This window comes from Marinobacter sp. (assembly GCF_035268745.1).
Classification (GTDB): domain Bacteria; phylum Pseudomonadota; class Gammaproteobacteria; order Pseudomonadales; family Oleiphilaceae; genus Marinobacter.
In genome coordinates this window covers 1-25,403 of the sequence record NZ_DATFKH010000020.1, presented here as the reverse complement: position 1 = coordinate 25,403, position 25,403 = coordinate 1, and the positions used below count along the sequence as shown (strand labels likewise).

Here is a 25,403-nt window from a genome sequence, read left to right as displayed (position 1 = left end):
CTTACCCGTGTTATGCCGCCGCTGGAAGACGGCGTAGGCACCGCGCATACCTTTCTGAACCGTGGCAAGCGCTCTCTGGGCCTGGACCTGAAAAAAGCGGGTAGCGCGGACCTCGTCAAGCGCCTGGTAAAAGACTACGACATCGTAATTGAGCAGTTCCGCCCGGGGGTCATGGACAGGCTGGGCATTGGCTACGATACCCTGAAAACCATCAACCCCAACCTGATCTATTGCGCCATAACCGGCTATGGCCAGACCGGCCCGTACCGGGACCGGGCCGGCCACGATATCAACTACCTGTCCCTGGCCGGCGTATCCAGCCACAGTGGCCGCAAGGAGTCCGGCCCGCCACCGCTGGGGATCCAGGTTGCCGATGTGGCTGGCGGTTCCCATCATGCGGTAATGGGTATCCTGGCGGCAGTGGTTCACCGGCAGCAAACCGGGCAAGGGCAATACATCGACATCAGCATGATGGATACGGCTTTCGCCCTCAATGGAATGGCCGGTGCAGCCGCTCTTGCAGGAGGCGAGGAACAGCAACCGGAAAGCGCCATGCTCAACGGTGGCACCTTTTACGATTATTACCAGACCAGCGACGGCCGCTGGATATCCGTTGGCAGCCTCGAACCACAGTTCTCTGCCCGGTTGTGCGATGCCCTGGACATCCCGGAGATGAAAAGTTTCGCTCTGAGCCAGAACCCTGAGCATCAGCAAACTATCCGCGAGGCCCTGAAAGCCGCTTTTGCCCAGAAAACCCTGGCGCAGTGGCAGGACGTATTCGCAGGCGTGGATGCCTGCGTGGAGCCGGTGCTGACGATTACCGAGGCTGCTGAACACCCGCAGATAAAAGCGCGAAATATGGTTATTGAGGTGGCCAAAGGGGATAGCCGTTCCCAGAAACAGATCGGCCATCCCATCAAGTTCAGTGCGACGCCCTGTGAAAGCCGTTTTACGGGGCGGGCATTGGGTGCGGATAACGAGGAGATCTGAAAAACACCAGGCAATGACCTTTGCCGAATTTATAATTCCGAGGCGTTCCGGAGCGTTATCGAGGCACCTAGAATCGCGTTAAAGCCAAGAAATGAAAGTGGCATCATTTCTTAGTGGGGAAAGCGTTTGTCTGCTAATTTGTGAGAGTGAGTCACCTTTGCTCATCACAACAATTACAATGGACAAACAACTATGAAATTACATCGCAGATCTCACAGAAGCGCTGACAAAGGCGTATTGCGGGCTGCTGGACTAGCGCTGGCCAGCAGCCTGCTGATTACAGGATGTTTCGACGATAGCAGCTCTTCCGGTCCGGCTACCTCAGTGAACGAACAACTCTTCCCGGCAGACGGCAAATTTGAGGCAAATATAAGGAGAACGACGAACGGGGTTCCGCATATAAAAGCGGATAATCTTGCATCAGCAGCCTTCGGACATGGTTATGCCCAGGCCCAGGATAACGTATGCGTTCTGGCGGAGGCGTTTGTAAAAGCCAGGAGTGAGCGCGCAAAGTATTTTGGGCCGGGTGAAAACAACAATAATATTATCAACGATTTCAGCTTCAAAGCTCAGGATATACTCAGTGGTGCAAAGGCAGAGTTCCCATCGTTGAGTGAGGAAAGCCGAGCCATGGTCGAAGGTTTTACTGCCGGGTATAACCGCTATGTCAGCGAAGCCGACCCCGGGACCTTACCCCTCGAATGCCGTGACCAGCCGTGGGTAAAGCAAATTGCGCCAACTGACTTGCTGGCTCATTATCGAATTGTGGGCCAGCGTGCCAGCGGCGCCCTGTTTGCCACTGGTGTCGCTTTTGCCGCCGTGCCACCGGGTGAATCAGCAGAGCCCGTTCCGGCCCCGCCCGTCATCAGCTTCGGCAATGAACCCGCTAGCAGGTTGCAAGTAACAGCAGCTGCCCGTAGTAACGCCCGCAAAATCGATAACTTCGTGGATACCGGGCTGGCCAGTAACGCCTGGGGTATCGGTTCTGAACTTACCGAAAACGGAAAAGGGGCATTACTGGCAAACCCCCATTTCCCCTACACCGGCCACAGGCGCCTCTACCAGGCCCAACTGACCGTACCAGGCTACCTGAACGTCAATGGCGCCGGTCTTCTGGGTACTGCCATTCCGCTGATCAACTTCAATGAGCATCTGGCCTGGTCCCATACCGTGACCACCAGCCGCCGTTTCACCTGGTATGAACTGGAACTGAAGTCCGGCGACCCGCTCACGTACATCAAGGATGGCGTTGAAAAACCAATCACTTCCAGAAATATTCAGATTGAAGTGAATGTGGGTGGCCCGGAACCCGTTATCTTTGAGAGAACCTTCTGGTTTTCGGAATTCGGCCCGATGCTGGCTGCTAACGAGGTAAACGATGCCTTCCCTGCTTGGGGCGGTAACGGCCTGGTGAATGGCAAACCGGCGGCCTACACCTACAGAGATGCCAATGCCAATACTTCCGGTTTGTTGGACACATGGCTCGGCATGAGTCGGGCGGGCAACCTTGAGGAATTCAAGGATGTGTTCCGCGAGTGTGGGTCAACGCTCTGGACCAATACCACCTATACGGATGATCAGGGTAACGCCTACTACATTGACAGTAGCTCTGTGCCCAACCTTTCCGGAGCGGCTCTGGCTGTCCTTGATTTCAAGCGCACTGCCAGCCCGGCGTTTAACGCGTTGTTTGAAAGAGGTATCACACTACTTGATGGCTCAAAATCCCGTGATGACTGGATTGAAGGTGAGTGCGCAGGGTTGGTGCCGTTTGAGAGCAAGCCTCAATTGCAGCGCACAGACTGGGTACAGAACTCCAACAGCAGCCATTGGTCTACCAACCCCGATGAGTTCCTGACGGGTTTCTCGCCTCTGTTCGGCGCCGAGAATGCGCCGATTAACCCCCGCACCAGACTTGGCATCAGGATGCTTCAGAACCCGACTGACCCGGGGCTGGATTCAAACACCAATCCACCAGCAGGGCAGGACGGAAAATTCAGCGCAAGGGATCTGATCGACACCATCTGGAACAACCGCGCCTGGTATGCCGAACAGTTCCTGCCAGAGCTGCGTGCTCGTTGCGCTATTGTGGGAGCCAGCCCGGTCAATGTACCTCAGGCGCTGCTGCCAACAGAGCCAGCGGTAACATCGCCAGGCACGCAGGAAGTGACTGCAGGCTGTCAGGCAATGCTCGGCTGGAACGGAACCTACGATCTGACCAGCACTGGCGCTCATCTGTTCAGGGCATTTATCGACATCTACAACCGTAGCTTCCCGGACGACCTGACCACGCCGTTTAACCCGGCGGATCCGGTTAATACACCGGCAGACCCGTCAACCAATAATCGGGGGACGAATGACGACCCTATGCTCCAGTCCCTGGCTGCTGCCATGGTGCTGCTGAACGATGCCGGCATTGCACTTAATAGCCCGCTGGGCGAGGTTCAGTACTATCAGCCCACTGGAGGGGTCCCCCCGGGTGGTGATCCGGCAAATGCCCAGGCGCTCTCTGCCAGAATTCCATGGCACGGTGGTGACGGTAATGTAGAAGGTGCATTCAATGCGATCGGTGTGGTGGATAATAATTTTGCTGAAGATACCCGCATTCCGCGAGTGAATACGGCTGATTACGAAGATGGTGAGGGAGCCCGCTTTGCCGGGGGTGTTTCCCCGGATGATGGCGAAGGCTGGCTGATTGCTCGTGGAACAAGCTGGCATTTCGGGTTGGAATTCACGGAGGAGGGGCCACAGGCCTATGGCCTGACGAGCTATTCCCAGTCCACCGATGCGGAGTCGGATTTCTTCGTGGACCAGAGCATGCGTTACTCACAGAAAGATGCGAGGAAGCTCTTCTTTACGGATGCGGAGATTGAGCAGAATCTTTTGCCTGGAGGGGAGGCCACTATAAGCAACTGATGGTTTTCGGAAGAACCGGAAAGTGGGCGCGGCTCGTTTTCCCTGAAGGCCCCGGTGCTCCGGTATCGGGGTTTTCTTGTGCCTCAAGTTATTGGGCGAAACCGAATAAAAAAGCCCTCGCGGCTGCGAGGGCTTTTTTGCATGTCGGGGAGGGGCCGGGCCCCTGTGCCCTTTCGGGGTAGGAGGTTTAGTTCTCTACGACAGACGCATCGACCACGGTCGTAGCGGTGCCGGAGTTACCGATCATCAGCGCGGCCTGGGTCACCATTTCCGCGAATACAGCTGAGTTATCCGCGGATACTGGAGTGCCATGAGTTCCCTCAATGTACCGGGTGATCGCAGGCAGAGTGCCATCTTCACCGGTTTTGGAGGCGCCCAGCGTCGCGGCCACAGGCTCAGTCCCGGCCAGCGGTGCGGCGAAGGCGTTGCCAAGGGTATTACCAGCTTCCGCACTGTTCGGGATAACAGTGTCTCCAATCACTTCAGACAGCAGAATACCCGCTGGAGCTCCACCATTCAGGTGATTATCAGAGAAATTGATGGGGTCGACTGTATCGAGTGCCGCCTGGAAGACGTTGAAGTACGTTTCAAGATTGGCATCACCTTGCTCAAGACCAGCTGCCGCTGCCAGGCCGCCAAGAATTTCGGGTGCAAAGGCAGGAGAGTTCTCGAGCAGGCGAACAATGCCGCCACCCGGGGTCAGCAGGTTGGCAGCGACAACGTCATCACTTGTTTTTGGCGAACCGGGAACCCCAAGAGCAATCTGGTTCTGATTGGACGCAGCGATGAACGGTGAGCCATTAATGGTTCCGAGGGAGTGTCCTACAAAATAGACGTTTGTGGTGTCCAGGGTTCCTCCCGGTGCAGGACCGTTAAAGTCGATGGCACCCAGGCTGGCGCGCAGATTCATCATGTCCACCGATCCCTGACGGAGGTTGTCACGACCATTCAGGAAATTGGTCAAGTTGATGAACAGACTACCTGACTCATCCTCGCCGGCCGCAACGGCGGGATCAAACTCCATCTGCACCGGTTGGTTAGCTTCGTTGGCAAAGAAGTTGAAATGGCGCTCATTTTCGGTGGCGGCGATGCCGGGAACGGTGCTTCCGGGGCTGGCAACGGTGTTTTCAGCGGAGCCGAGGAATCCAATCGCGGCATCAAGTTCAGCGCCGAAACCACTCGAACCACCGCTCAGCACGGTGTTGATGGTTGCCTGGGCATCGGTGGCATCCTGGCTCGTCGCAGTCCTCACAAAATCCAGGTTCAATTGCCCTGCAATCAGCGCTGCAACTGTAGTTGGGGTTGGCGCCAGGCTGGCTGGCAGTTCATTGTCCTGACCGGCTTCAAGCAATGACGTCGCCAGGGCTTCCAGGGATTCCTGCGAAGTTGGAGTTACACCATGCAGAGGTTGGTCAATGGCTACGATAGCGACATTGGCCGCGTCAGCCAGGGCACTGCCGAACGTCAGTGCAGCGCTGCGGTCAGTGGTGATGCCGTGTTGATAGATCACTGTTCCACCACTTACGTCACCATCCGACGGGTAAAGTACCAAAAGAGGTACGTTAACCATCTCGTTGACTTCCGGGAACGGGAAAACGTAGTTCACAACATCGCTGACAGTTTCGTCTTGTTGAGGTATTTCCAGACCGAGGGCTGAGAAGGCGTTATTCAGAACGGCCGCAAGGTCATTGTCCGCGTTCCAGGACTCGGTTTGCAGAGGTGAGCCGTTCGGACCGCTGGGGACTCCCAGGTAATACGGCAGTTCAATTGACCCTTGCACGATGTTTACTGAACCAGGAGCTACAATTTGTCCAAGTGGAGTTGATGCCAGGGTTACATCGTTCGTGCCTGCCAGATCAAGGGAAACAGCTCTGGTCTCCGGTGTTGGCAGAAGGTCAGCGAAACCGCCACCGGCAGCGGGCGTGTTGGCTAATGCAAAACCGACACAATCGATGGCGATCTGGCCGGTAAGGGTGCCACAGCCGGCCGGCGGTGGAGCGGAAAAGATCGGAGACAAGGCAGCCTCAATATCCGTATCCGGGAATCCCGCCACTGCGCCATCGGCTGCAACTTGGACGTCGCTGAAGTCGACTTCGCCGTCAGAGTTGAGGTCTAGCTCAGTATCTACAACAGCTTCTGCTGCGGAAATACGGATAAACGATGTCAGCTGGTCGGAAAACCATGCCGCAGGCTCGGTGATGTATTGCAGAACCCGCTCGTCGTTCGAGGTCGTAAAGCTATAGGACATGGCGACATTGTTGGCGGTAAGAGCGTCGGCCCCCGCTGCCAGACGGGCGTTGTTCGTCACCTGGAAATAGTTCGTAGCGATGTTTTCCCAGAAGGAGTTGACCAGAGTGCGAACCGGTTCAAGGGAACTGGTGCCCAGGGGTTGTGTCTCGTCAGTGAGGTTGGCGTAGCTGGGAGATTGGGTAATAGGGTCGCCGTTGATATCCAGAACCTCGTTGGTAACAACCACGACGTAACGCTTTTGCGGGTCAAGAGGAGTCAACGGATTGATGCGAATGGCAGATTGGCCATCCAGCTGAACAATGTCGGCTTCGTAGGCAGGGGATGCTGCCAGACCGGCCAGTTCCGCGCCTGCACCTGCGTCGCCGCCAGCAGCAAGAGCAGCAGTCACTGCAACCGGAATAGTGGGTGGCTCCCCAATGCCGAGCCCCCGTACCGGGTCCCCACTGGCATAATCAAGCCCGATCAAAAACACGTTTTGACCGGGGTTCGGGATTACGCTGGTCGGATCAGTCGGGTCAGTAAAAATGAAGGCACGGGAATCAACACTGGTTTCATCTATCTGGCCATTAAACTGAACAACGGCCGGCGCCACGGTAGATGCACCACTGAGAGAGTTCAGTGCTGTGGTAACAGGTGGAGTAGTGTCAGCGACACGGAAGGTTCCATCGCCGGCAACGGAGTCAAAAATCAAATCGTTGGGGATTGGCAGTTGGCTGGTCACCGGATTAAAAACAGGCCAGGTCTTGCCATCAATCTCCGGGTTATTTATCTGAGGGTTCGGATTGGCATTACGCGCTCCGGAATCCTCGTCATCCAGGCAGCCGCTGAGCCCTAAGGAAGAAGCCACAGCCAGAGTTAGTAGTGTTTTCTTGTACATGGATAGAACCTTTTCCTGTTGTTGTGTCGTTATATTCAGCTTCTGACAGGGCCGGGCAAGCGCGGTAAACCTTGTGTCAGTCGCTTTTTCTGCTTGTTGTGGTTGTCTGAATTCCGGGCCATCAGATTAAGCCAGTTCCCATAGCTCTGACTATAGCGGCAGTAAAGCAACAGTTGATCGCTCTAAAGTGTGATTCTGATCATCAGGGCCGGACCATTCAGTCAGTGCAAGACGTCCCTAAAAAATAGTTTGCGCCTGAAGGTTTGTCGAGAGCTTCATATTAGCAGACCCGGCAGCCGCCGCGTGCCTGGCCGTCAGATTTTCTGGTAAACTGAGGGCACAATAATGCCTCCGGAATAACCAACACTGATGAGATGCCTATGACCACTTTAATTCGTCAGGATGATCTGATTGAGAGCGTAGCGGATGCGCTGCAATTCATCTCCTACTATCACCCGAAAGATTTCATTCAGGGCGTTCATGAAGCCTATTTAAAGGAAGAGTCGCAGGCGGCAAAAGATGCCATGGCGCAGATTCTGATCAACTCCCGCATGTGCGCCCAGGGCAAGCGGCCACTGTGCCAGGATACCGGCATCGTGACGGTGTTCGTCACTGTCGGTATGGATGTGCAGTGGGATGCAGACATGGCGCTGGACGATATCATCAATGAGGGCGTCCGCCGGGCCTACCTGCACCCGGACAATGTCCTGCGTGCCTCTATCCTGGCGGACCCGGACGGCAAGCGCACCAACACCAAGGACAACACGCCCGCAATTATCCATTACAAGATTGTGCCGGGTAATACCGTTGATGTGCACGTTGCGGCGAAAGGCGGCGGCTCGGAAGCCAAGTCCAAGTTTGCGATGTTGAACCCGTCGGATTCGGTGGTGGACTGGGTGCTGAAAATGGTGCCGCAGATGGGCGCCGGCTGGTGTCCGCCGGGAATGCTGGGTATTGGTATCGGCGGCACCGCCGAAAAGGCGATGGAACTGGCAAAGGAATCCCTGCTGGATCCGATTGATATTCACGATCTGCAGGCCCGGGGTGCTGCCAATCGCGCTGAAGAACTGCGTCTTGAGCTGTTCGAGAAGGTCAACGAACTGGGCATCGGCGCCCAGGGGCTGGGTGGGTTGACCACGGTGCTGGATGTGAAGGTCAAGGACTACCCCACCCACGCCGCCAACAAGCCGGTGGCGATCATTCCCAACTGCGCCGCTACCCGCCATGCGCATTTTGTGCTGGATGGTTCCGGTCCGTCCCTGCAGACGCCGCCAAGTCTGGATGACTGGCCGGAAATTACCTGGGAAGTGGGCGAGAGCGTGCGCCGGGTAGATCTGGATACGGTGACCCCGGAAGATGTGAAGGACTGGAAACCGGGTGAAACCGTGCTGCTGTCCGGCAAGATGCTGACCGGCCGCGACGCTGCCCACAAAAAGATGGTGGATATGATCGAGCGCGGCGAGGAACTGCCAGTCAATATGAAAGGCCGCTTTATCTATTACGTCGGTCCGGTGGACCCGGTGCGCGAGGAAGTGGTCGGCCCCGCCGGCCCCACCACCGCCACGCGGATGGACAAGTTCACCCATACCATGCTGGAAAAAACCGGGCTGACCGGAATGATCGGCAAGGCCGAGCGTGGCCAGGTGGCGATTGACGCGATTCGCGAATTCGGTGCCGTCTATCTGATGGCGGTTGGCGGATCGGCCTATCTGGTGTCCAAAGCCATCAAAAAAGCCGAGGTGGTGGCGTTTGAAGAACTGGGTATGGAAGCTATCTATGAGTTTGAAGTGGAGGACATGCCGGTGACTGTGGCCGTGGATTCCAAAGGCTCGTCGGTTCACCAGACAGGTCCTGTCGAGTGGCATGACAAGATTATTGCCGCCAAGGCCGTCTGATTTGTTAGCCACGGAAGACACGGAAGGACACGGAAAACGAAAGAAGCAAAAATTTTGGTCTTTCATCCTTTTGTCCGTGTTTTCTGTGTCTTCCGTGGCTAAAAAGCCCTTTAATCCCTTCCGCTCTGCGCTTGCTGCAGCCGCTGCTGATAACGCTCCCGCCAGCCATAAGCCTCGCTGCGATTCACCAACAGGCTTTCCGTCTCGCCGATTTCAAGGCGCAGCGACAAATCATGAATCAGCGATCTATACTGCATTGGTACAGGACCTGCAGACCTGGCCCATAGATTGACAACCAGGCCTGCTTTCAGACTGAAATCCGGAACCAGGGAACATAACGGTGCCAGCGCCCGATCTCACGAGCATTACCCGCAAGCTGATTGCCCAGGAAGCTCTACCTGATACCTACGCGGATACGGTCAGCAGGGTCATCCTGCCTCTGGCGGAGCACATCAGGCGTCTTCGCGAGGAGCGCCAGCGGCCGCTGGTGGTCGGTATCAACGGTGCCCAGGGCACCGGTAAATCCACGCTGACGTTATTCCTGAAGGAACTGTTATCCGACCTCTACCAGGTGCCAACCGCCAGCTTTTCTATCGATGATCTGTATCTCACCCGGGCCGGGCGGGAACGGTTGGCGGCGGAATGGCATCCGTTGATGCGCACCCGGGGCGTTCCGGGTACCCACGATCTGACCCTGGGCCGAGAGGTGATCGAACGTCTGACGAGCGCCGGCGAAGGCACCAGAACAGCGATTCCCGCGTTTGACAAATCCCGCGATGATCGCGCCCCCGAAGCCGACTGGCCGGTTTACCAGGGCCGGGCAGAGGTGGTCTTGCTGGAGGGCTGGTGTGTCGGTGCCGTGCCCGAGGACAGCGATTCGCTGGCGAAGCCCATTAATACCCTCGAGCTATGTGAAGATATAGACGGGGCCTGGCGGAGCTTTGTTAACCAGTGCCTGAGCAAAGAATACACGCAGTTTTTCGAACAGATTGACTGCCTGATCATGCTGAAGGCGCCTTCAATGGACGCCATCCTGAAATGGCGCACCCTTCAGGAGCACAAGCTCGGTGCAAAAATCCGGAGTGCACCAAGACAGGGCGGTACCAGGCAGGCCCCGTCGCGCCTGATGACCGAAGAGCAGATCTTCCGGTTCATCATGCACTACGAACGGATCACCCGCGCCTGTCTGGCCGAAATGCCGGCCCGAGCCGATGCACTAATCCAGGTAGACGACAACCATAACTTCAGTGAACCGCTGATCCGTCAGCGCCTGTAAAGGAAACGGCCATGCCCAAACCCCGCCTGATCGTTTTTTCCGACCTGGATGGCACCCTGCTGGATCATGAAAGCTATGACTGGTCACCTGCCAGGCCCGCCATTGAACGCCTTGCCGCCTCTGATATTCCGGTGGTGCTGAATTCCAGCAAGACCATCGGCGAGATCCGCGAGGTCCGCGAACGCATGGGCAATGAGGCCCCGTTTATTGTCGAGAACGGGGCAGCGGTGGTGATTCCGCCGAACTGTTTTGAATCGCCCGGGGAGCAGGTGATACGTTTTGGCGCACCACGCCGCGAGGTGTTGGCACTGCTGGCAGAGCTTCGCAACGAAGGCTTCGAGTTTTCCGGTTTTGCCGATATGACAGCCGCTGAAATAACCCGGCATTCCCGGCTGTCCGAGGCCCAGGCCGAGCTTGCCAGGGACCGTATCGCAACCGAGCCGCTGCTGTGGCTCGGGGACGAGGACTCGCTGGCGGTTTTTCGCCAGAAACTTGAAGCCGCCAATTGTCGTCTGGTGCAGGGCGGCAGATTTCTTCACGCCATGGGCGAGTTTGATAAAGCCGATGGGGTCCGATTTTTGCTGAAGAAATACCGGGAGCAGAACCCGGTGTGCCGGCTGGTGGCAATTGCACTGGGCGACAGCCCCAACGACCAGCATATGCTGGAGCAGGCCGATGTGGCTGTGATCGTGCGGGGAGTGCACTCGGAAAACGTTGTACTGCCGTCCCAGAGTCGCGCCATACGCTCGCTCAAGGCAGGCCCGGGCGGATGGAATGACTGTATTCTGAATCTGCTGATTGAATACGGCTACTGATCAGCGGTTAAAACAATAGGAAAGCGCCATGGGCGATTTTTATCAGAACGGAATAATCACAACGCTCCATAACCTGGTCCGCCGGCCGGTGGAAGATCTGGAAAAGGAGCTGATGAGCTTTCGCAGGGAGCGGCCGATGTCGCTGGTGTTGCCGTCGCTCTATTCAGAGCTTGAAGGGCCGGCGCTGAAGAATATTGTCAATGAACTGGTCCGGGTGCCCTACCTTGAACAGATCGTGATCGGACTGGACAGGGCCGACGAAGCCCAGTATCGGCACGCTCTGGAATACTTCGCGAAACTGCCCCAGCACGTGCGGGTGCTCTGGAACGACGGGCCACGGCTGCGGGCTCTGGACATGAAATTACAGGAGAAAGGGCTGGCGCCGACGGAAATGGGGAAGGGGCGTAATGTATGGTACTGCTTTGGGTATACCCTGGCCTGCGGTCGCAGCAAGGCGGTGGCCCTGCACGATTGCGATATTCTGACCTATTCCCGGGACCTGGTCGCCAGGTTGATTTATCCGGTCGCCAACCCCGGTTTCAATTACATGTTCTGCAAGGGTTATTATTCCCGGGTGGCGGACGGTAACATGAACGGTCGGGTCAGCCGGTTGCTGGTGACGCCACTGATCCGTGCGCTCAAGAAAGTCGCTGGCCCCAATGATTACCTGGATTATCTGGACAGCTTCCGCTATCCGCTGGCCGGTGAGTTTTCCTTCCGCACGGATGTGATCAACGATCTGCGAATTCCCAGTGACTGGGGGCTGGAGGTGGGCGTGCTGTCGGAAATGAAGCGCAACTACGCCACTAACCGCCTGTGCCAGGTGGACATTGCCGACACTTACGATCACAAGCATCAGGACCTGTCGCCGGAAGACGCCAGCCGGGGCCTGTCGAAGATGAGCACCGATATCAGCAAGGCCCTGTTCCGGAAACTGGCCACCAATGGCGAGATTTTTTCCAATGAGAAATTCCGCACTATCAAGGCCACGTATTACCGGATTGCCCTGGATTTTATTGAAACCTACCAGAGCGATGCGGTGATCAACGGCCTGAGTTTTGATCGGCACAAGGAAGAAAAAGCGGTGGAACTGTTTGCCCAGAACGTTATGCGGGCTGGGGCCTATTTTCTCGATAACCCCATGGATACGCCCTTCATTCCAAGCTGGAACCGGGTGGCCAGTGCCATCCCGGATATCAAGGAGCAGTTGATGGAAGCGGTGGAGCTGGACAATGAGGAGTATTCCCGCCTGTGAGTAACAGTCTCCATCACAAGCTGACGGCCATGCTGGGTGTGGTTTATCCGGCCCTGGACACTCCGGCTCTGGCGACCCGATTGCTGGCAACCATGGGGCTGGCGGATGACGCCCCGGCGCCACCGGCGCACCAGAACAACTGGGACGAGTCGGTGGTGATGCTGATTACCTACGCTGACACCATACAGGCCGCGGGTGAGAAGCCCCTGAAAACCCTGCACCGGTTCCTGGATGACTGCCTCAGTGAGACGGTTTCTGTGGTTCATCTGCTGCCGTTCTTCCCCTTCAGCTCCGATGACGGTTTCTCGGTGATGGACTATCTGGCGGTCAACGAATCCCATGGGGAATGGACAGATGTCGAGGCGATTGCCGGCAGCTATCAGGTGATGTCAGACCTGGTCATCAACCACATGTCGGCCCGAAGCCGCTGGTTCGAGAATTTCCGAAAGCGGATAGATCCGGGCAAGGACTATTTTTTCGAGGCCCGGCCCGGTGACGATCTGAGCGCGGTAGTGCGGCCCAGAACCTCGCCGCTGCTGACCGCCGTGCAGACAGACGATGGCGAGCGCCACGTATGGTGTACCTTCAGTGAAGACCAGGTGGACCTGAATTTCGCCAACCCGCAGGTGCTGAACGAGTTTGTCGGAATTATCCGCTATTACCTTGAGCGGGGTGTCACCTATTTCCGGATGGACGCAGTGGCATTTCTCTGGAAGGAAGTGGGCACGTCCTCGATTCACCTGCAGCAGACCCATGAACTGATCAAGATCCTGCGGCTGCTGATGGAACACCATACGCCGGAAAGCGTGGTGGTTACCGAAACCAATGTTCCCAACCGCGAGAACCTGACTTACTTCGGTAACGCCAACGAAGCCCACGTCATCTATAATTTTTCATTACCACCGCTGCTTATCAATACCATGGTCACCGGTAACTGCCGCCACCTTAAAACCTGGCTGATGAGCATGCCGCCGGCACAGATGGGGACCACCTATCTCAACTTCATTGCCTCCCATGACGGGATAGGGCTGCGGCCGACGGATGGCCTGCTGGATGATAGCGAGAAGCAGCGACTGATCAATACCATGGAATCCTTCGGCGCCCGGGTGTCCTATCGCCGCACGCCGGATGGCAAGGATCAGCCCTATGAAATGAACATCGCTCTGTTCGATGCATTAAAAGGCACAGCGGAAAGGGGCGCGGATCACTGGCAACTGCAACGTTTTATCTGCGCCCATACCGTGATGCTGGCGCTGGAAGGTATTCCCGCTTTCTACATTCACAGCCTGTTCGGTAGCGAAAATGACTATGCCCGGATGGAAAACACCGGTCGGTTCCGCTCCATCAACCGCTCCCAGTGGCAGATAGACCATTTGGAGAGCCAGCTGGCGGACCCGCAGACTCATCACCACCAGGTGTTCAAGGAACTCAAGCGGCTGATTGCCATCAGGCGCCGACAGTCGGCGTTTCATCCCAACGCTACCCAGTTCACGCTGCACCTGGGACTGCAGCTGTTCGGTTTCTGGCGCCAGAGCATGCGTCGTGACCAGTCCATTTTCTGCATTCACAATATCTCCGATGCGGTGCAGGAAGTCTCGCTGGCGGAAATCAACCTGATCGGTACCGATCACTGGCAGGATCTGATCTCCGGCATGGCGATTGATGACCTTTCCGGCAGCATAACGCTGAAACCTTACCAAAGTGTGTGGTTGTCGAACCGGGATTAATGGCAGAATGCGGCCATGTCTACCATACCCAAGCCCCGCATTCTGCTGCTGTCCGCTTACGACGCGGGCAGCCACAGGCGTTGGCGGGAGCAGCTGGCCGCCAGCCAGCCGCAATTCCAGTGGGACATGCTGGCACTGCCGCCCCGGTTTTTCCGCTGGCGGATTCGCGGTAATGCGCTGAGCTGGCTGAATGAACCGGCGCTGCACAAATCCTGTGACCTGCTGATTGCCACTTCCATGGTGGACCTGGCCGCGATTCGCGGATTTCACCCGCACCTCGCCGGTACGCCCTGCCTGCTTTATATGCATGAAAACCAGTTTGCCTATCCGGATTCCGGCCAGCAGCATTCCAGTGCCGAGCCGCGGATGGTGAATCTGTCCAGTGCGATTGCCGCTGACCGGGTGCTGTTTAACAGTGCCTGGAATCGCGGCAGTTTTCTGAACGGCGCCCGGGATTTTCTGGACCGGATGCCCGATGCGCTGCCGGATGGTCTGGTTGCGGGGCTTGGTGATAAATCCCGGGTTTTGCCGGTGCCCATCGAAGACCACCTGTTCCGGCCGGCTTGCCGACGATTGCAGACCGACTGCCCGCATCTGCTGTGGAACCATCGCTGGGAATACGATAAAGCACCGGACCGGCTGTTATTGTTGCTGGACGCGCTCGCGGATATGGGGCAGGATTTCCGGCTGAGCGTGGTTGGTGAGCAGTTCCGCAAATCACCCGGCGCCTTTGACCAGATCAGGCGGCGCTATGGCGCCCGGATCCTTGCCTGGGGTTTTCTGCCGGAACGGGCAGAGTACGACCAGCTGCTGGCGCAGGCCGATGTGGTGGTGTCCACGGCTCTGCATGATTTTCAGGGCCTGTCGGTGCTGGAGGCGATGGCCTCAGGCTGCCTGGCTCTTGCCCCGGATCGCCTGGCGTACCCGGAGTATGTGCCGGCCAGTCAGCGTTACGCCAGCCACGAAAACGATTCCGGGGCGGAAGCGCTGGCCGCGGCGCGAACCCTGAAGGCGCTGCTTGAATTACCGGAACAGATTGAACGCCGGGCGCCGGAGCCCTGGCGTCTGAGTCATTTACAGCAACAGTACTACCAGGAAATCCGGACCTTGTTGAATCGCGATCAGGCCCTATCACGGGCGGGGGAAATGTAAAGATGACAAAAGCCATCAGGGTCACTGGTGAATCACTGAGCTGGGAAGAGTGCGAGCCGGTCGTTGACGTGCCGGAAGATCATGTGGCCATTGATATAGCCTGGACCGCTGTTAATCGCGCTGACCTGATGCAGCGGGCAGGCGCCTACCCGCCACCGCCCGGCGCTTCGGACATTCTGGGCCTTGAGGTCAGCGGAACCATCGCCAGCGTGGGCGCGGGCGTGAGGACGCTGAAGCCGGGTGACGAAGTCTGCGCCCTGCTGACCGGGGGCGGTTACGCCACCCGGGTCGTGGTACCCGCGGTGCAGGTATTGCCAGTGCCCAGGGGCTATGGCCTGCGGGAGGCCGCGGCAATCCCTGAGGCGTTCGCCACCGCCTGGCTCAACCTGTACCACGAAGCGCAGCTGAAACCGGGTGAAAAAGTGCTGGTGCACGCTGCTGCCAGTGGTCTGGGCACCACCGTTATTCAACTGGCTACGGCGCTCGGCAACCCGGTATTCGCGACCGCCAGCACGGACGACAAGCTGGAAATCTGCAAGCGCCTGGGAGCCTCCGGTTGCTGGAATCGCAGTAACGGATCCTTCGTTGAGGCCGTGACCAGCTGGGGTGGCGTGGACATGGTGCTGGATCCGGTGGGGGGCAGCTACATTCCCGATGATCAGAAGGTCCTGAACGTGGATGGCCGGATCGTGCTGATCGGGCTGCTGGGCGGACGCATGGGCGAGGTGGATCTGGGGCTGATGCTGGTAAAGCGCCAGCGTCTGATCGGCTCGACCCTTCGTTCACGCCCGGTCAACGATAAGGGCGATGTGATGAGCGCCCTGTATCAGAATGTCTGGCCGTTGCTGGCCGCCCGCCAGATCGAGCCGAAGATTGACTGTTCCTGGCCGATTGAGGAAGCCGAAGCCGCTATGGCCTATGTTGCGGCTAACAAGAATGTCGGCAAGGTGTTGCTGGAAGTTACGGGGTCAGACCCCGCGCCATTTTGCGAGGCAAAATGCACTGGGGTCTGACCCCTTGATCATTTAGCGGGCAGGGCCCCGAAGGTCTTTCACCCGCACTTCCAGGATTTCTGCGCTGGCGTTTTCCGGCGCTATCGGTGGCTCTGCCAGCAGCTCGATCCGCGACCAGAAGCGTTTTGGCCAGTGCCGCATGGCCGGGCCCCCACAATGGCTGAAAAAGCTGCCCCAGAGCCCGCGCAGGGCCATGGGTACCACCGCAACCGGCCGGCGTTGCAGGATCGTGTCAACGCCGCGGCGGAATGGCGCGATCTCGCCATCGCTGCTCAGCCGTCCTTCCGGAAAAATACAGACCACGTGGCCCGCCTTCAGCTCGTCATCAATACGGTCGAACGCGGCCTGGCAGATATCAGGAACAGTATCCTTTGGTCCGATGGGGATGGCTCTGGCCATCCGGAAAATGCCGCCCAGCAGAGGCGTTCTGAAAATCTGGTGATCGATAACGAACCTGACTGGCCGCCGCACCGCACCGGCAATCACCAGGGCGTCCAGATAGGTCACATGATTACACACCAGTAGCACCGGGCCTTGATCAGGAATATTGTGAAGGCCCTGATGTTTTACGCGGTAAATGCTGTGGGACAGGACCCAGACGATAAACCGCAGGGCAAATTCCGGCAGCTGCTGGTACACAAACCCGGCAACGATCAGGTTCATGATCGACAGCACCAGGAAAAATTCCGGGATACTCAGGCCTATCACGCCCAGCATGATCACCGCCATCAGTGCACTGACCACCATAAACAGGGCATTGAACACGTTCAGGGCCGCAATTACCTTGGCTCTCCGGTCTTCCGGGGTCTCGTGCTGTATGAACGCATAGAGCGGCACGATAAACAGCCCTCCGAAAAATCCGATGCCCAGCAGGTCAATGGCAATTCGCCGGTACCCGGCATCCGCGACAATGGTCCACCAGCTGGCAGGGGAGGGATCGCTGGGCATGCTCAGGTAAAGATCCACGCCGAACAGGGTAAGACCGAGTGAACCGACAGGTACTATGCCCAGTTCTATCCGATGGCCGGATAATCGCTCGCAGGCCATGGAGCCCAGGGCAATGCCGATGGTAAAAATGGCCAGCAGGAGGGTGACAACGGTTTCGTCGCCCTGCAGGTTGGTCTGGGCGAAATTGGGGAACTGGGTGAGGTAGGCCGCCCCCAGAAACCAGAACCAGGAAATGGCCAGGATGCACAGCAGGACCGAATGGTTCTCCGTGGCCAGGCGCATCAGGCGCCAGGTTTCCCGGAAGGGATTCAGGCCAATGGCAATGTTGCTATGGGTAACACCGGTTTGCGGAATCTTCCTCGCCGCCAGGTAGCCCAGAATCGCGATACCCAGGGCGCCGATAGCGGCCAGTTTATGGGGGTGGTCCAGTCCCATCAGCAGTCCCGCGGCAATTGTGCCCACCAGAATGGCGACAAAGGTGCCCATTTCCACCAGGGCGTTGCCGCCCACCAGTTCATCGTCCTCCAGCACCTGGGGCAGGATGGCGTATTTGACCGGGCCGAAGAATGTGGACTGGGTGCCCATCAGGAAGAGCAGAAGCAGCAGGAGTTCATACCACTGGTACCATAGGCCAAAGGCGGCGATCGCCATAATGAGGATCTCGGCCAGTTTTACCCAGCGGATAAATCCGGATTTTTCATATTTGTCGGCCATCTGGCCGGCGATGCCGGAAAACACGAAGAAGGGCAGAATGAACAGAAACGCCGCCAGGTTGACCACAACATCGATGGTCATGCCAGCCAGACCACCGGCGGTATAGGTGATCAGCAGTAACAGTACGTTCTTGAACAGGTTGTCGTTGAAGGCCCCGGAGAACTGGGTCAGGAAAAAAGGCAGGAAGCGTTTCTGTGAAAGCAGCCGGAACTGGCTCTGGTCGGCCATGATTGCAACCTTTCGCTATTTTGTAAAAGTGCCACATTCTGCCATACCTGCGGGGCCAGAACGTGACACCGGGGAATCAGGCCGGCGCATCCGGCCATGATGCGGGAACCACAAACACCCGGTTGTGCTCGCGCCAGAAACCCTGCTCTGAATCATACTCAAGCACCGCGAACAGGCGCGGTGCCCCGGTTGCGCGGACCATCTCCAGTGCCTGTTCGGCGTCGCGGCTGTCAGGCGGCGCGTCCTGACGCCAGGCACCAAGCCAGTGAGGTTTGACGAGTGGCACCCACTGGCCCCTGAGAGTCTCCGCCAGGGTCCCTGAACGGTTCATGCGGTCGAAGTCGTCGATGCCGAGCCATTCGCCGCGCAGATGGTTCGGGGCCACACCTTTCGGTGACGGTAGCTGCTGACTGACCGGATAGAACAGATAGCCCGGCATGAAAACCCCTGTCCGCACTGGCACCGGAAGGTTCAGGGCGTCAAGGAGATTCCGGGTTTCAGGCCTTTCGGTCAGCCGGCTCTGGTGTGAGATCAGCCGTTGCGATTTCAGGTCAAGGCGATCGTGGGCATTCGGCCCGTACCAGAGCGGCGCGGTCCGGGTGTTGCCGGGCTGGGCGGCAGTGCAGCCGAGGTAGAACTTGACCGCGATTTCATGGTGCTCAACCGCCTGATCGACAGGGTTGCGCACGATAAAATCCAGCTCACCCAGAGTAATGCCGTTACCTCTGACCGGCTGATTGCTGAGCAGAATCTCCCAGCCCAGCAGATCGCCGAGCAGGCAGTGGTAAAGATTTTCGAAGTATTTTCCCAGCCGCTGTGCCGGTTTTTCCGTCAGCACCGCGGGGCCTGTTTCCGGTGCCTTATCCCACGCCCCGAGCCGGCCTTCCAGATCCCCGGGCAGGTATCCCGACAGATCAAACCTGACCGCCGGGCCGATCAGTTGCGGGGCCCGGCACATCCAGGCCAGATGGCGGACCGCAGGCACACGGTACTGGGCGATGGCCGCAGAGAAAGCTGCAGAGGAAACGGCGGGGTCAGGTTGCTGGTTCATGCCCGCAGGATACCTGAAAGCGCGGGAATTTAATGGCTGCTGGCAGGACATGTCTGCAATCTTTGGGGTAAACTCGGCCAAACTTCAATTCAAAATCCAAGGACGATTCATGCTGGCTGTGATTCTCTCCGGTGGCTCCGGCACTCGGCTCTGGCCGCTTTCCCGTGAAGCTTTTCCGAAACAGTTCCTTCCGGTTGTCTCGGATGCCTCGCTGCTGGCCGAGACCATTGACCGCAGTCTCGGGCTGGACGAGCAGGTGCGGGTGCTGGCCATCACCAATGAAGAGCATCGTTTTGTGGTGGCTGCGCATCTGCAGGCTCAGGCCCCGGAGCGCACGGCAGGCATCATTCTGGAACCGGTCGGCCGCAACACCGCGCCGGCTATCGCGCTGGCGGCGCTGGCGGCGGCGGAGCAGAATCCGGAAGAACTGCTGCTGGTGATGCCTTCGGATCACGTGCTGAAAAACACCGACGCTTTCCGCGTGGCAACAGCACAGGGCGCTGAAGCGGCCAGAACCGGCAAACTCGTTACCTTCGGCATCGTCCCCGATGCGCCCCACACCGGCTATGGCTATATCAAAACCGGGCAGTCTCACGGCGCTTTTCAGGATGTCGCCGCCTTTGTTGAAAAGCCGGATCAGGCCACCGCCGAAGGCTATGTCAGTGACGGTGGCTACTTGTGGAACAGTGGTATGTTCCTGTTCCGTGCCGACCGCTATATCCAGGAGCTGGAACGCCAGCAACCGGAGATGATGGCCTGCTGCCGCGAGGCCTGGAACCAGCGCAACACCGACATGGATTTTACCCGGGTGGGAGCCGGGGCTTTCATGGCATGTCCGGCCGATTCCATTGACTATGCGGTGATGGAAAAGACCCGTGATGCCGTGGTAGTGCCGCTGGATGCCGGCTGGTCGGATGTCGGGTCCTGGTCGGCGCTGTGGGATATCCAGCCCCATGACGAGCACAACAACGTTTGCCGTGGCGACGTGATTACCGAGGAGGTCTCCGGCTCCTACATTCATTCCGAGGGCCGCCTTATCGCTGCGCTGGGGGTGACTGACCATATCATTGTTGAAACCGACGACGTGGTACTGGTGGCCGATCGCGCCCGGGTACAGGATGTCAAAAAGCTGGTGGCCCGGTTAAAGGCCCAGGATCGCCCTGAGCACCGTTTTCACCGGAAGGTGCATCGTCCCTGGGGCACCTACGAAGGTATTGCCATGGGCGAGCGGTTTCAGGTCAAGCGTATCACCGTGAAACCGGGTGCCTCGCTTTCCCTTCAGAAGCATCATCACCGGTCGGAACACTGGGTGGTGGTGAAAGGCACCGCGACAGTTAACCGGGGTGAGGATGTATTGCTGCTGACCGAAGACCAGTCCACCTACATTCCACTGGGCGTGACCCACCGGCTTACCAATCCGGGGGTGATTCCGCTGGAGCTGATCGAGGTCCAGACCGGAAGCTATCTCGGCGAGGATGATATTGTGCGCTTTGAGGACACCTATAACCGGGTCTGATACAGTTGACGCAGTGGCATCAGGACGATGCCGCTAAAACCGGAACAGGGAGAAGTTCATGGAAGACTGGCAAGGATGCCTGAGCCCCGCCTGTCAGAGGGCGCTGCAATGCGCCCGGGACAATGTCACCCGCCGGGGTGGCCACGCCATCACGCTGGAAGACTTTCTGCTGGCCATGCTGGATGAAATTCCGGAGCTGTGCCGTTTTCTCCGGCGCCAGGGTGTTGATCTGGACGAGCTGACCCGAACCATTCAGTGTGAACAACCGATTGTCACCGGAGTGCCGAGCGACAGCCTGCTGTCATCACAGATGATTTACTGGATTCACTGCGCCCGGGAAGTCAGCGGGGAAGTCTGGCTGGAATGGCCGACTCTGTTGAAGACTCTGGTTCACAGTGCCGAACGGTTGCAGGAGAAGGCGTTTGTGGCGGTGCTTGAACTGGTCACCTGCTGGCCGTTTACCGGTGCCGAAAGCCCGGGTGATGAGTGGCCGGCCTTACCCTTCGCTGCCCCTCTGGTCACGGCCGATGCCGGCTGGCTGGGGCTGGCCGAGGAAGTCAGCGTTGTTCTCTCTGCTACACCCCGCGGGCTGGTCTGGGTTTGTGGTGAGCGTGGCAGCGGCAAATCAAGCTGGTTGAGATCCTTGCTGGATATCCTGCCCGGTGGCGCCATTGAAATGGACATCCGCCGGCAAGCCGACCTGCCCGAAAGCGGTCAGTCAGCACTGCCGGTGATTGTGGAGAGCGGCCAGATCGCACCGGCCCTTATCCTCGATAACGTGTCACCGGCAGACCTGATGACGCTGATGGCAGAAGAGTTCAGTTATGCCAGAGACCTGGTGACCTCATTTCCGGGGCCGGTGTTGTTACTCGGTCCGGATTCACCCGATGCCCGCACTGCTGCTGACCATCTGCAACGACTCCTGGGGCGGAGCCTTGACTGTTTTGTTATGGCCGACACCGGTTTCAGTCAGCGGCTGGCCATTGTGACGGCGCACCAGCCGCTGATAGAAAAGCGCTGGCGCATTGATCTGGCACCGGCCGTGGTGAACCATGTCGCAGCATGCACTCACCCGGCTGTCAGCCTGCCCGGGACCATGCTGCAATGGCTCGAGCGCGCGGCGGCGCGGCTCAGCCTGTTTGCCGACCGCGGTCCGGTCAGGGCCGGTGTGCTGGAGGCCAGGGCAGAAACTGTCAGGCGGCAATTACTGCTGGCCCTGGCCAGACAGCAGCCGACCGATCAACTTGAACATGCCCTGGAAATTCTTGCGGCGGAGCGCGCCGCCAGTGAGGCGCCCTGGTATGAAAGGAAGCGTGAAGGTACGCTCCGGCAGCTGCAAAAGGAAGATCTTCAACAGGAGCTGGAGCGTCGGGTCGCCGCCAATGGCCGGCTTTTCGATGAACGCGCCGGACGACCGTCAGCGGCGGTTATTCGCTCAGGATAGACACATTGTCAGCCTGCAGCCCCTTGTCGGCCTCGACCACGTCAAAACGTACAAGCTGTCCCTGGCGGAGTACCCGCCGTCCGCGACCACGGATGGCGCGAAAATGCACAAAGATTTCGTCGCCGCTTTCACGAACGATGAAGCCGAAACCTTTTTTCACATTGAACCACTTCACGGTGCCTTCTTCATTGCCTTCAGGGCCGGTGTCATCATAGCCTTCGTCATCGTCGTCGTTAAAATCCTGCCTGGGCTGACGGGCAGGTGCTTTGGGTGATGATTTACCGGGGGCTGAGGTAGCCGGTGCCGGCCTGATCTTGGACGGCGGCTTGGCTGCCAGGGCAACGGTGCAGAAACCGGCAAGGCCGAACAGAATAACCGAAAGCAAATAGGCGGCAATGCCCTGTGCGCTGCCGAGAACAAACGTGGTGTCTGTGGCAAGTTCGCTGGTGCCTGATTTAGACAGAATCTGGAAAAGTTCCGGGGTGAAAGTCACCAACAGAAAGCCAAGGATAAAAGGTGACGGGATAGCGACCAAAAGGGCAAGAACGATCGCTTTTGCTGGATTTTGCATGGACTAGATTTTCTCCATTCTTGTAACACTGACGATAACAAACCGGATCTCGGGTAAAATCGGCGATCCGGTAGCGGTTAAAAGCGGAATGATACCAGATAACAGGAGGCGCTGACCAAGCATGGTGAGCACAACTATGACCAGCGAAGACAATACCAGCGACGAAAAAGCACGGGCCCTTGCAGTGCGGCTGGACGAGCTTGAAACCCGGCTTGCTTTTCAGGACGACCTGATTCACACCCTGAGTGAGCAGGTTTCCCGGCAGGAACTGGATATCCGTGAACTGTGGGAGGCAAAGAAACAGCTGAATAACCAGTTGAAGGAGGTGTCATCGTCCAACATCCGCAGAGAAGAGGATGAGACGCCTCCGCCGCACTGGTAGCCGTTCGCCGGTCCGGTCTCAGGCAAGCAGCTCCACCAGAATCTGCTGGTAGATATCAGACAAAGTATCCAGATCGGCCGCCTTCACGCACTCGTTGACCTTGTGGATGGTGGCGTTCAGCGGGCCGAGTTCCAGAACCTGAGCACCGGTGGGCGCGATAAAGCGGCCATCGGAGGTGCCCCCGGAAGTTGACAGTCCGGTTTCCTCCCCGGTGACGGTACGGATGGCGTTCTGGGCCGCAGACACCAGAGCGCCGCTTTCGGTCAGAAACGGGCGACCGCTCAGATGCCATTCCAGATCGTAGCGGAGCCGGTGCCGGTCAAGGACCGCAACGACCCGCTCTTCCAGACTTTCGGCGGTATTCTCGGTGCAGTAGCGGAAGTTGAAGTGCACCAGACATTCCCCGGGAATGACGTTACTGCCGGTGCCGGCCTCGATTTTCGTGATCTGGAAAGTGGTCGGCGGGAAGAAGTCGTTGCCATGATCCCAGAACTCATTTGCCAGCGAATCCAGGGCAGGTGCCACGGCATGAACCGGATTCTCGGCCAGGTGCGGGTAGGCCACATGGCCCTGGGTGCCATGGACGGTCAGGTAGCCGTGCAATGAGCCGCGGCGGCCATTCTTGATGACGTCTCCCAGACGACCGGTGCTGGAGGGTTCGCCGATCAGACACCAGTCAATTTTCTCGTGCCTGGCCTCCAGTGTCTCCACAACCTTCACCGTGCCGTGCCTGGCAGGACCCTCTTCGTCGCTGGTAATCAGCAGGGCAATCGAGCCGCGATGATCCGGGTACTGTGCCACGAACCGCTCACAGGCGGTAACGAACGCCGCCAGGCTGCCTTTCATGTCGGCAGCGCCGCGACCGTGCAGGTAGCCGTCCTGGTCGATCTCGCCGCAAAAGGGCGGGTGCGCCCAGAGCTTCTCGGGTCCGGTCGGCACCACGTCAGTGTGACCGGCGAAAGCCAGTAGCGGGCCGTCGGAGCCCCTGCGGGCCCAGAGATTGTCGGTATCGGCAAAGCGCAGGTTCTCGCCGGCAAAACCCAGCGGCGCCAGGCGCGACATCATCAGTGCCTGGCACCCGGCATCGTCCGGCGTAACGGACTTGCGACGGATAAGATCCACGGCGAGTTCGAGGGTCGGTGACAGCTTCATTAAAGGATCTCTTTTAATTATTAGCGTGCAGTTCCTCGTTCAGCTCGATGGCGGACTTGTTGGATTTGCACTCCACGGCTCCGGTCTGGCTGTTGCGGCGGAACAGCAGGTCCGGCTTGCTGGCCAGGTCCCGGGCCTTGAGAACCTCGACCAGCTCATTGTTATCGTCCAGCAGGGCAACCTTGGTGCCGGCGGTAATGTAAAGGCCGGCTTCGACCTTGCAACGATCTCCCAGCGGGATGCCGATGCCGGCATTGGCACCGATCAGGCAGTTTTCGCCAACGGCAATGATAATGTTGCCGCCCCCGGACAGGGTGCCCATGGTAGAGCAGCCACCACCCAGGTCAGAGCCTTCACCGATCATTACGCCCGCGGATATCCGGCCTTCGATCATGCTCTTGCCTTCGGTGCCGGCGTTGAAGTTGATAAAGCCTTCGTGCATGACGGTCGTGCCTTCGCCCACATAGGCGCCCAGGCGCACACGGGCGGTGTCGGCAATGCGGACACCTTTGGGAACCACGTAATCGGTCAGCTGCGGAAATTTATCAACCGACTTCACTTCCAGGGTCCGGCCTTCAAGCCGGGCCTTGAGCTGCCGCCCGGACAGTTCATTCAGGTCGATGGCACCTTCGCTGGTCCAGGCCAGGTTGGGGAGCAGGCCAAAAATACCGTCGAGTTTCAGCTGATGGGGCCGGGCCTGGCGGCTGGAGATCAGGTGCAGCTTCAGATACACCTCTGGCGTGGTGGACGCGGTGTCGTCGGTTTCCAGGATGGTAACCACCACCGGGCGCCGGCTTTCTGCGGCTTTACCTGCAAGGGCGGACTGGTCCATCTGGCCAGTCTGGCGCAGACCATCCGCCAGTGACCTCAGCTGCTCAGGGGTAGCCGCTATCGCCTGATTGCCGCTGCGGTAAGCCAGCACACTCCGGGCGACTTCGATGAGGTCATTATCGGGAGTGATCAGTGGCTGCTGGTAAAAGACTTCCAGCCATTCGCCCTGGTTATTCTGGGTGCCGATCCCGATGCCGAATGCAAAACTCATCTGTGGTTGCTCCTGTGCTGTTCAAGAATTGTCTGGCCACGTTGCCCATTCGTCTTTATTGAAGCCCACGCTGACCTGATCACCCCGTTCAACCACCGGTCGTTTGATGATGGCGGGATTCTCCAGCATGATCCGGTGCGCGCTGCGGGCGTCTATGGTATCACGAACCTGCTCGGGCAGTTTGCGCCAGGT

General features: G+C 58.3%; 20 protein-coding genes. 12 read left to right on the top strand and 8 right to left on the bottom strand.

Annotated elements, in window-relative coordinates:
• On the top strand, positions 1-990 hold a 990-nt coding region (locus tag VJ956_RS01190; protein ID WP_324080732.1), incomplete at its 5' end, for a CaiB/BaiF CoA-transferase family protein.
• Between the two features lie 324 nt (positions 991-1,314).
• Positions 1,315-3,903: a penicillin acylase family protein gene (locus tag VJ956_RS01185; protein ID WP_324080731.1), complete on the top strand. Its 2,589-nt coding sequence runs from the start codon at positions 1,315-1,317 to the stop codon at positions 3,901-3,903.
• A gap of 187 nt (positions 3,904-4,090) precedes the next feature.
• Here VJ956_RS01185 and VJ956_RS01180 read toward each other — a convergent pair whose 3' ends face one another.
• Positions 4,091-7,030, bottom strand: coding sequence for a hypothetical protein (locus VJ956_RS01180; RefSeq protein ID WP_324080729.1), 2,940 nt, complete (start codon positions 7,028-7,030; stop codon positions 4,091-4,093).
• A gap of 380 nt (positions 7,031-7,410) precedes the next feature.
• On the opposite strand from VJ956_RS01180, the gene VJ956_RS01175 reads away from it, so the two are divergent.
• Positions 7,411-8,925, top strand: a complete 1,515-nt coding sequence (locus tag VJ956_RS01175) for a fumarate hydratase (RefSeq protein ID WP_324080727.1) — start codon at positions 7,411-7,413, stop codon at positions 8,923-8,925.
• A 110-nt stretch (positions 8,926-9,035) separates the two neighbouring features.
• On the opposite strand, the gene VJ956_RS01170 is transcribed toward VJ956_RS01175, so the two are convergent.
• Positions 9,036-9,182, bottom strand: coding sequence for a hypothetical protein (locus tag VJ956_RS01170; protein ID WP_324080726.1), 147 nt, complete (start codon positions 9,180-9,182; stop codon positions 9,036-9,038).
• Between the two features lie 83 nt (positions 9,183-9,265).
• Here VJ956_RS01170 and VJ956_RS01165 point away from each other — a divergent pair, with 83 nt between their 5' ends.
• Genes VJ956_RS01165 through VJ956_RS01140 form a run of 6 tightly spaced genes read left to right on the top strand, consistent with a single transcriptional unit; the run spans position 9,266 to position 16,163 of the window.
• Positions 9,266-10,201: a hypothetical protein gene (locus VJ956_RS01165; RefSeq protein ID WP_324080724.1), complete on the top strand. Its 936-nt coding sequence runs from the start codon at positions 9,266-9,268 to the stop codon at positions 10,199-10,201.
• 11 nt (positions 10,202-10,212) lie between these two features.
• Positions 10,213-11,016, top strand: coding sequence for an HAD-IIB family hydrolase (locus tag VJ956_RS01160; RefSeq protein ID WP_324080721.1), 804 nt, complete (start codon positions 10,213-10,215; stop codon positions 11,014-11,016).
• A gap of 28 nt (positions 11,017-11,044) precedes the next feature.
• The gene (locus VJ956_RS01155; protein WP_324080720.1) at positions 11,045-12,271 is read left to right on the top strand and encodes a glycosyl transferase; all 1,227 of its coding nucleotides are present in this window, start codon (positions 11,045-11,047) and stop codon (positions 12,269-12,271) included.
• A gap of 29 nt (positions 12,272-12,300) precedes the next feature.
• Entirely contained in the window at positions 12,301-13,998 is a 1,698-nt protein-coding gene (locus VJ956_RS01150; protein WP_324080739.1) for a sugar phosphorylase, read from the top strand.
• A 15-nt stretch (positions 13,999-14,013) separates the two neighbouring features.
• Positions 14,014-15,150, top strand: coding sequence for a tRNA-queuosine alpha-mannosyltransferase domain-containing protein (locus VJ956_RS01145; protein WP_324080718.1), 1,137 nt, complete (start codon positions 14,014-14,016; stop codon positions 15,148-15,150).
• 2 nt (positions 15,151-15,152) lie between these two features.
• Complete coding sequence (locus VJ956_RS01140) at positions 15,153-16,163, top strand: NAD(P)H-quinone oxidoreductase (protein ID WP_324080716.1); 1,011 nt, start codon at positions 15,153-15,155, stop codon at positions 16,161-16,163.
• A gap of 12 nt (positions 16,164-16,175) precedes the next feature.
• Here the strand turns inward: VJ956_RS01140 and VJ956_RS01135 are convergent, their stop codons facing one another.
• Together VJ956_RS01135 and VJ956_RS01130 are read right to left on the bottom strand one after the other, a co-directional pair.
• On the bottom strand, positions 16,176-18,053 hold the full coding sequence (locus VJ956_RS01135; protein WP_324080713.1) for an MFS transporter: 1,878 nt from the start codon (positions 18,051-18,053) through the stop codon (positions 16,176-16,178).
• A gap of 76 nt (positions 18,054-18,129) precedes the next feature.
• Positions 18,130-19,104 carry a DUF1853 family protein gene (locus VJ956_RS01130; protein WP_324080711.1) on the bottom strand — a complete coding sequence of 325 codons (975 nt, stop codon included), beginning with the start codon at positions 19,102-19,104 and terminating at the stop codon, positions 18,130-18,132.
• A 109-nt stretch (positions 19,105-19,213) separates the two neighbouring features.
• On the opposite strand from VJ956_RS01130, the gene VJ956_RS01125 reads away from it, so the two are divergent.
• Positions 19,214-20,620 carry a mannose-1-phosphate guanylyltransferase/mannose-6-phosphate isomerase gene (locus tag VJ956_RS01125; protein ID WP_324080708.1) on the top strand — a complete coding sequence of 469 codons (1,407 nt, stop codon included), beginning with the start codon at positions 19,214-19,216 and terminating at the stop codon, positions 20,618-20,620.
• Between the two features lie 58 nt (positions 20,621-20,678).
• A complete protein-coding gene (locus tag VJ956_RS01120) occupies positions 20,679-22,064 on the top strand; it encodes a hypothetical protein (protein ID WP_324080706.1) in 1,386 nt (461 codons plus the stop codon).
• On the opposite strand, the gene VJ956_RS01115 is transcribed toward VJ956_RS01120, so the two are convergent.
• On the bottom strand, positions 22,048-22,635 hold the full coding sequence (locus VJ956_RS01115) for a cold shock domain-containing protein (protein ID WP_324080704.1): 588 nt from the start codon (positions 22,633-22,635) through the stop codon (positions 22,048-22,050). The two genes, VJ956_RS01120 and VJ956_RS01115, sit on opposite strands and share 17 nt — an antisense overlap.
• A 136-nt stretch (positions 22,636-22,771) precedes the next feature.
• Here VJ956_RS01115 and VJ956_RS01110 point away from each other — a divergent pair, with 136 nt between their 5' ends.
• Positions 22,772-23,017 (top strand): SlyX family protein, encoded by a 246-nt coding sequence (locus tag VJ956_RS01110; protein ID WP_324080737.1) that lies wholly within the window; start codon positions 22,772-22,774, stop codon positions 23,015-23,017.
• Positions 23,018-23,035: 18 nt separating this feature from the next.
• Here VJ956_RS01110 and dapE read toward each other — a convergent pair whose 3' ends face one another.
• Genes dapE through VJ956_RS01095 form a run of 3 tightly spaced genes read right to left on the bottom strand, consistent with a single transcriptional unit; the run spans position 23,036 to position 25,391 of the window.
• Positions 23,036-24,169, bottom strand: a complete 1,134-nt coding sequence (dapE, locus tag VJ956_RS01105) for a succinyl-diaminopimelate desuccinylase (protein WP_324080702.1) — start codon at positions 24,167-24,169, stop codon at positions 23,036-23,038.
• A gap of 13 nt (positions 24,170-24,182) precedes the next feature.
• Positions 24,183-25,211, bottom strand: a complete 1,029-nt coding sequence (dapD, locus tag VJ956_RS01100) for a 2,3,4,5-tetrahydropyridine-2,6-dicarboxylate N-succinyltransferase (RefSeq protein WP_324080700.1) — start codon at positions 25,209-25,211, stop codon at positions 24,183-24,185.
• A 21-nt stretch (positions 25,212-25,232) separates the two neighbouring features.
• On the bottom strand, positions 25,233-25,391 hold the full coding sequence (locus VJ956_RS01095) for an ArsC/Spx/MgsR family protein (RefSeq protein ID WP_414674353.1): 159 nt from the start codon (positions 25,389-25,391) through the stop codon (positions 25,233-25,235).
• Between the last annotated feature and the right edge of the window lie 12 nt (positions 25,392-25,403).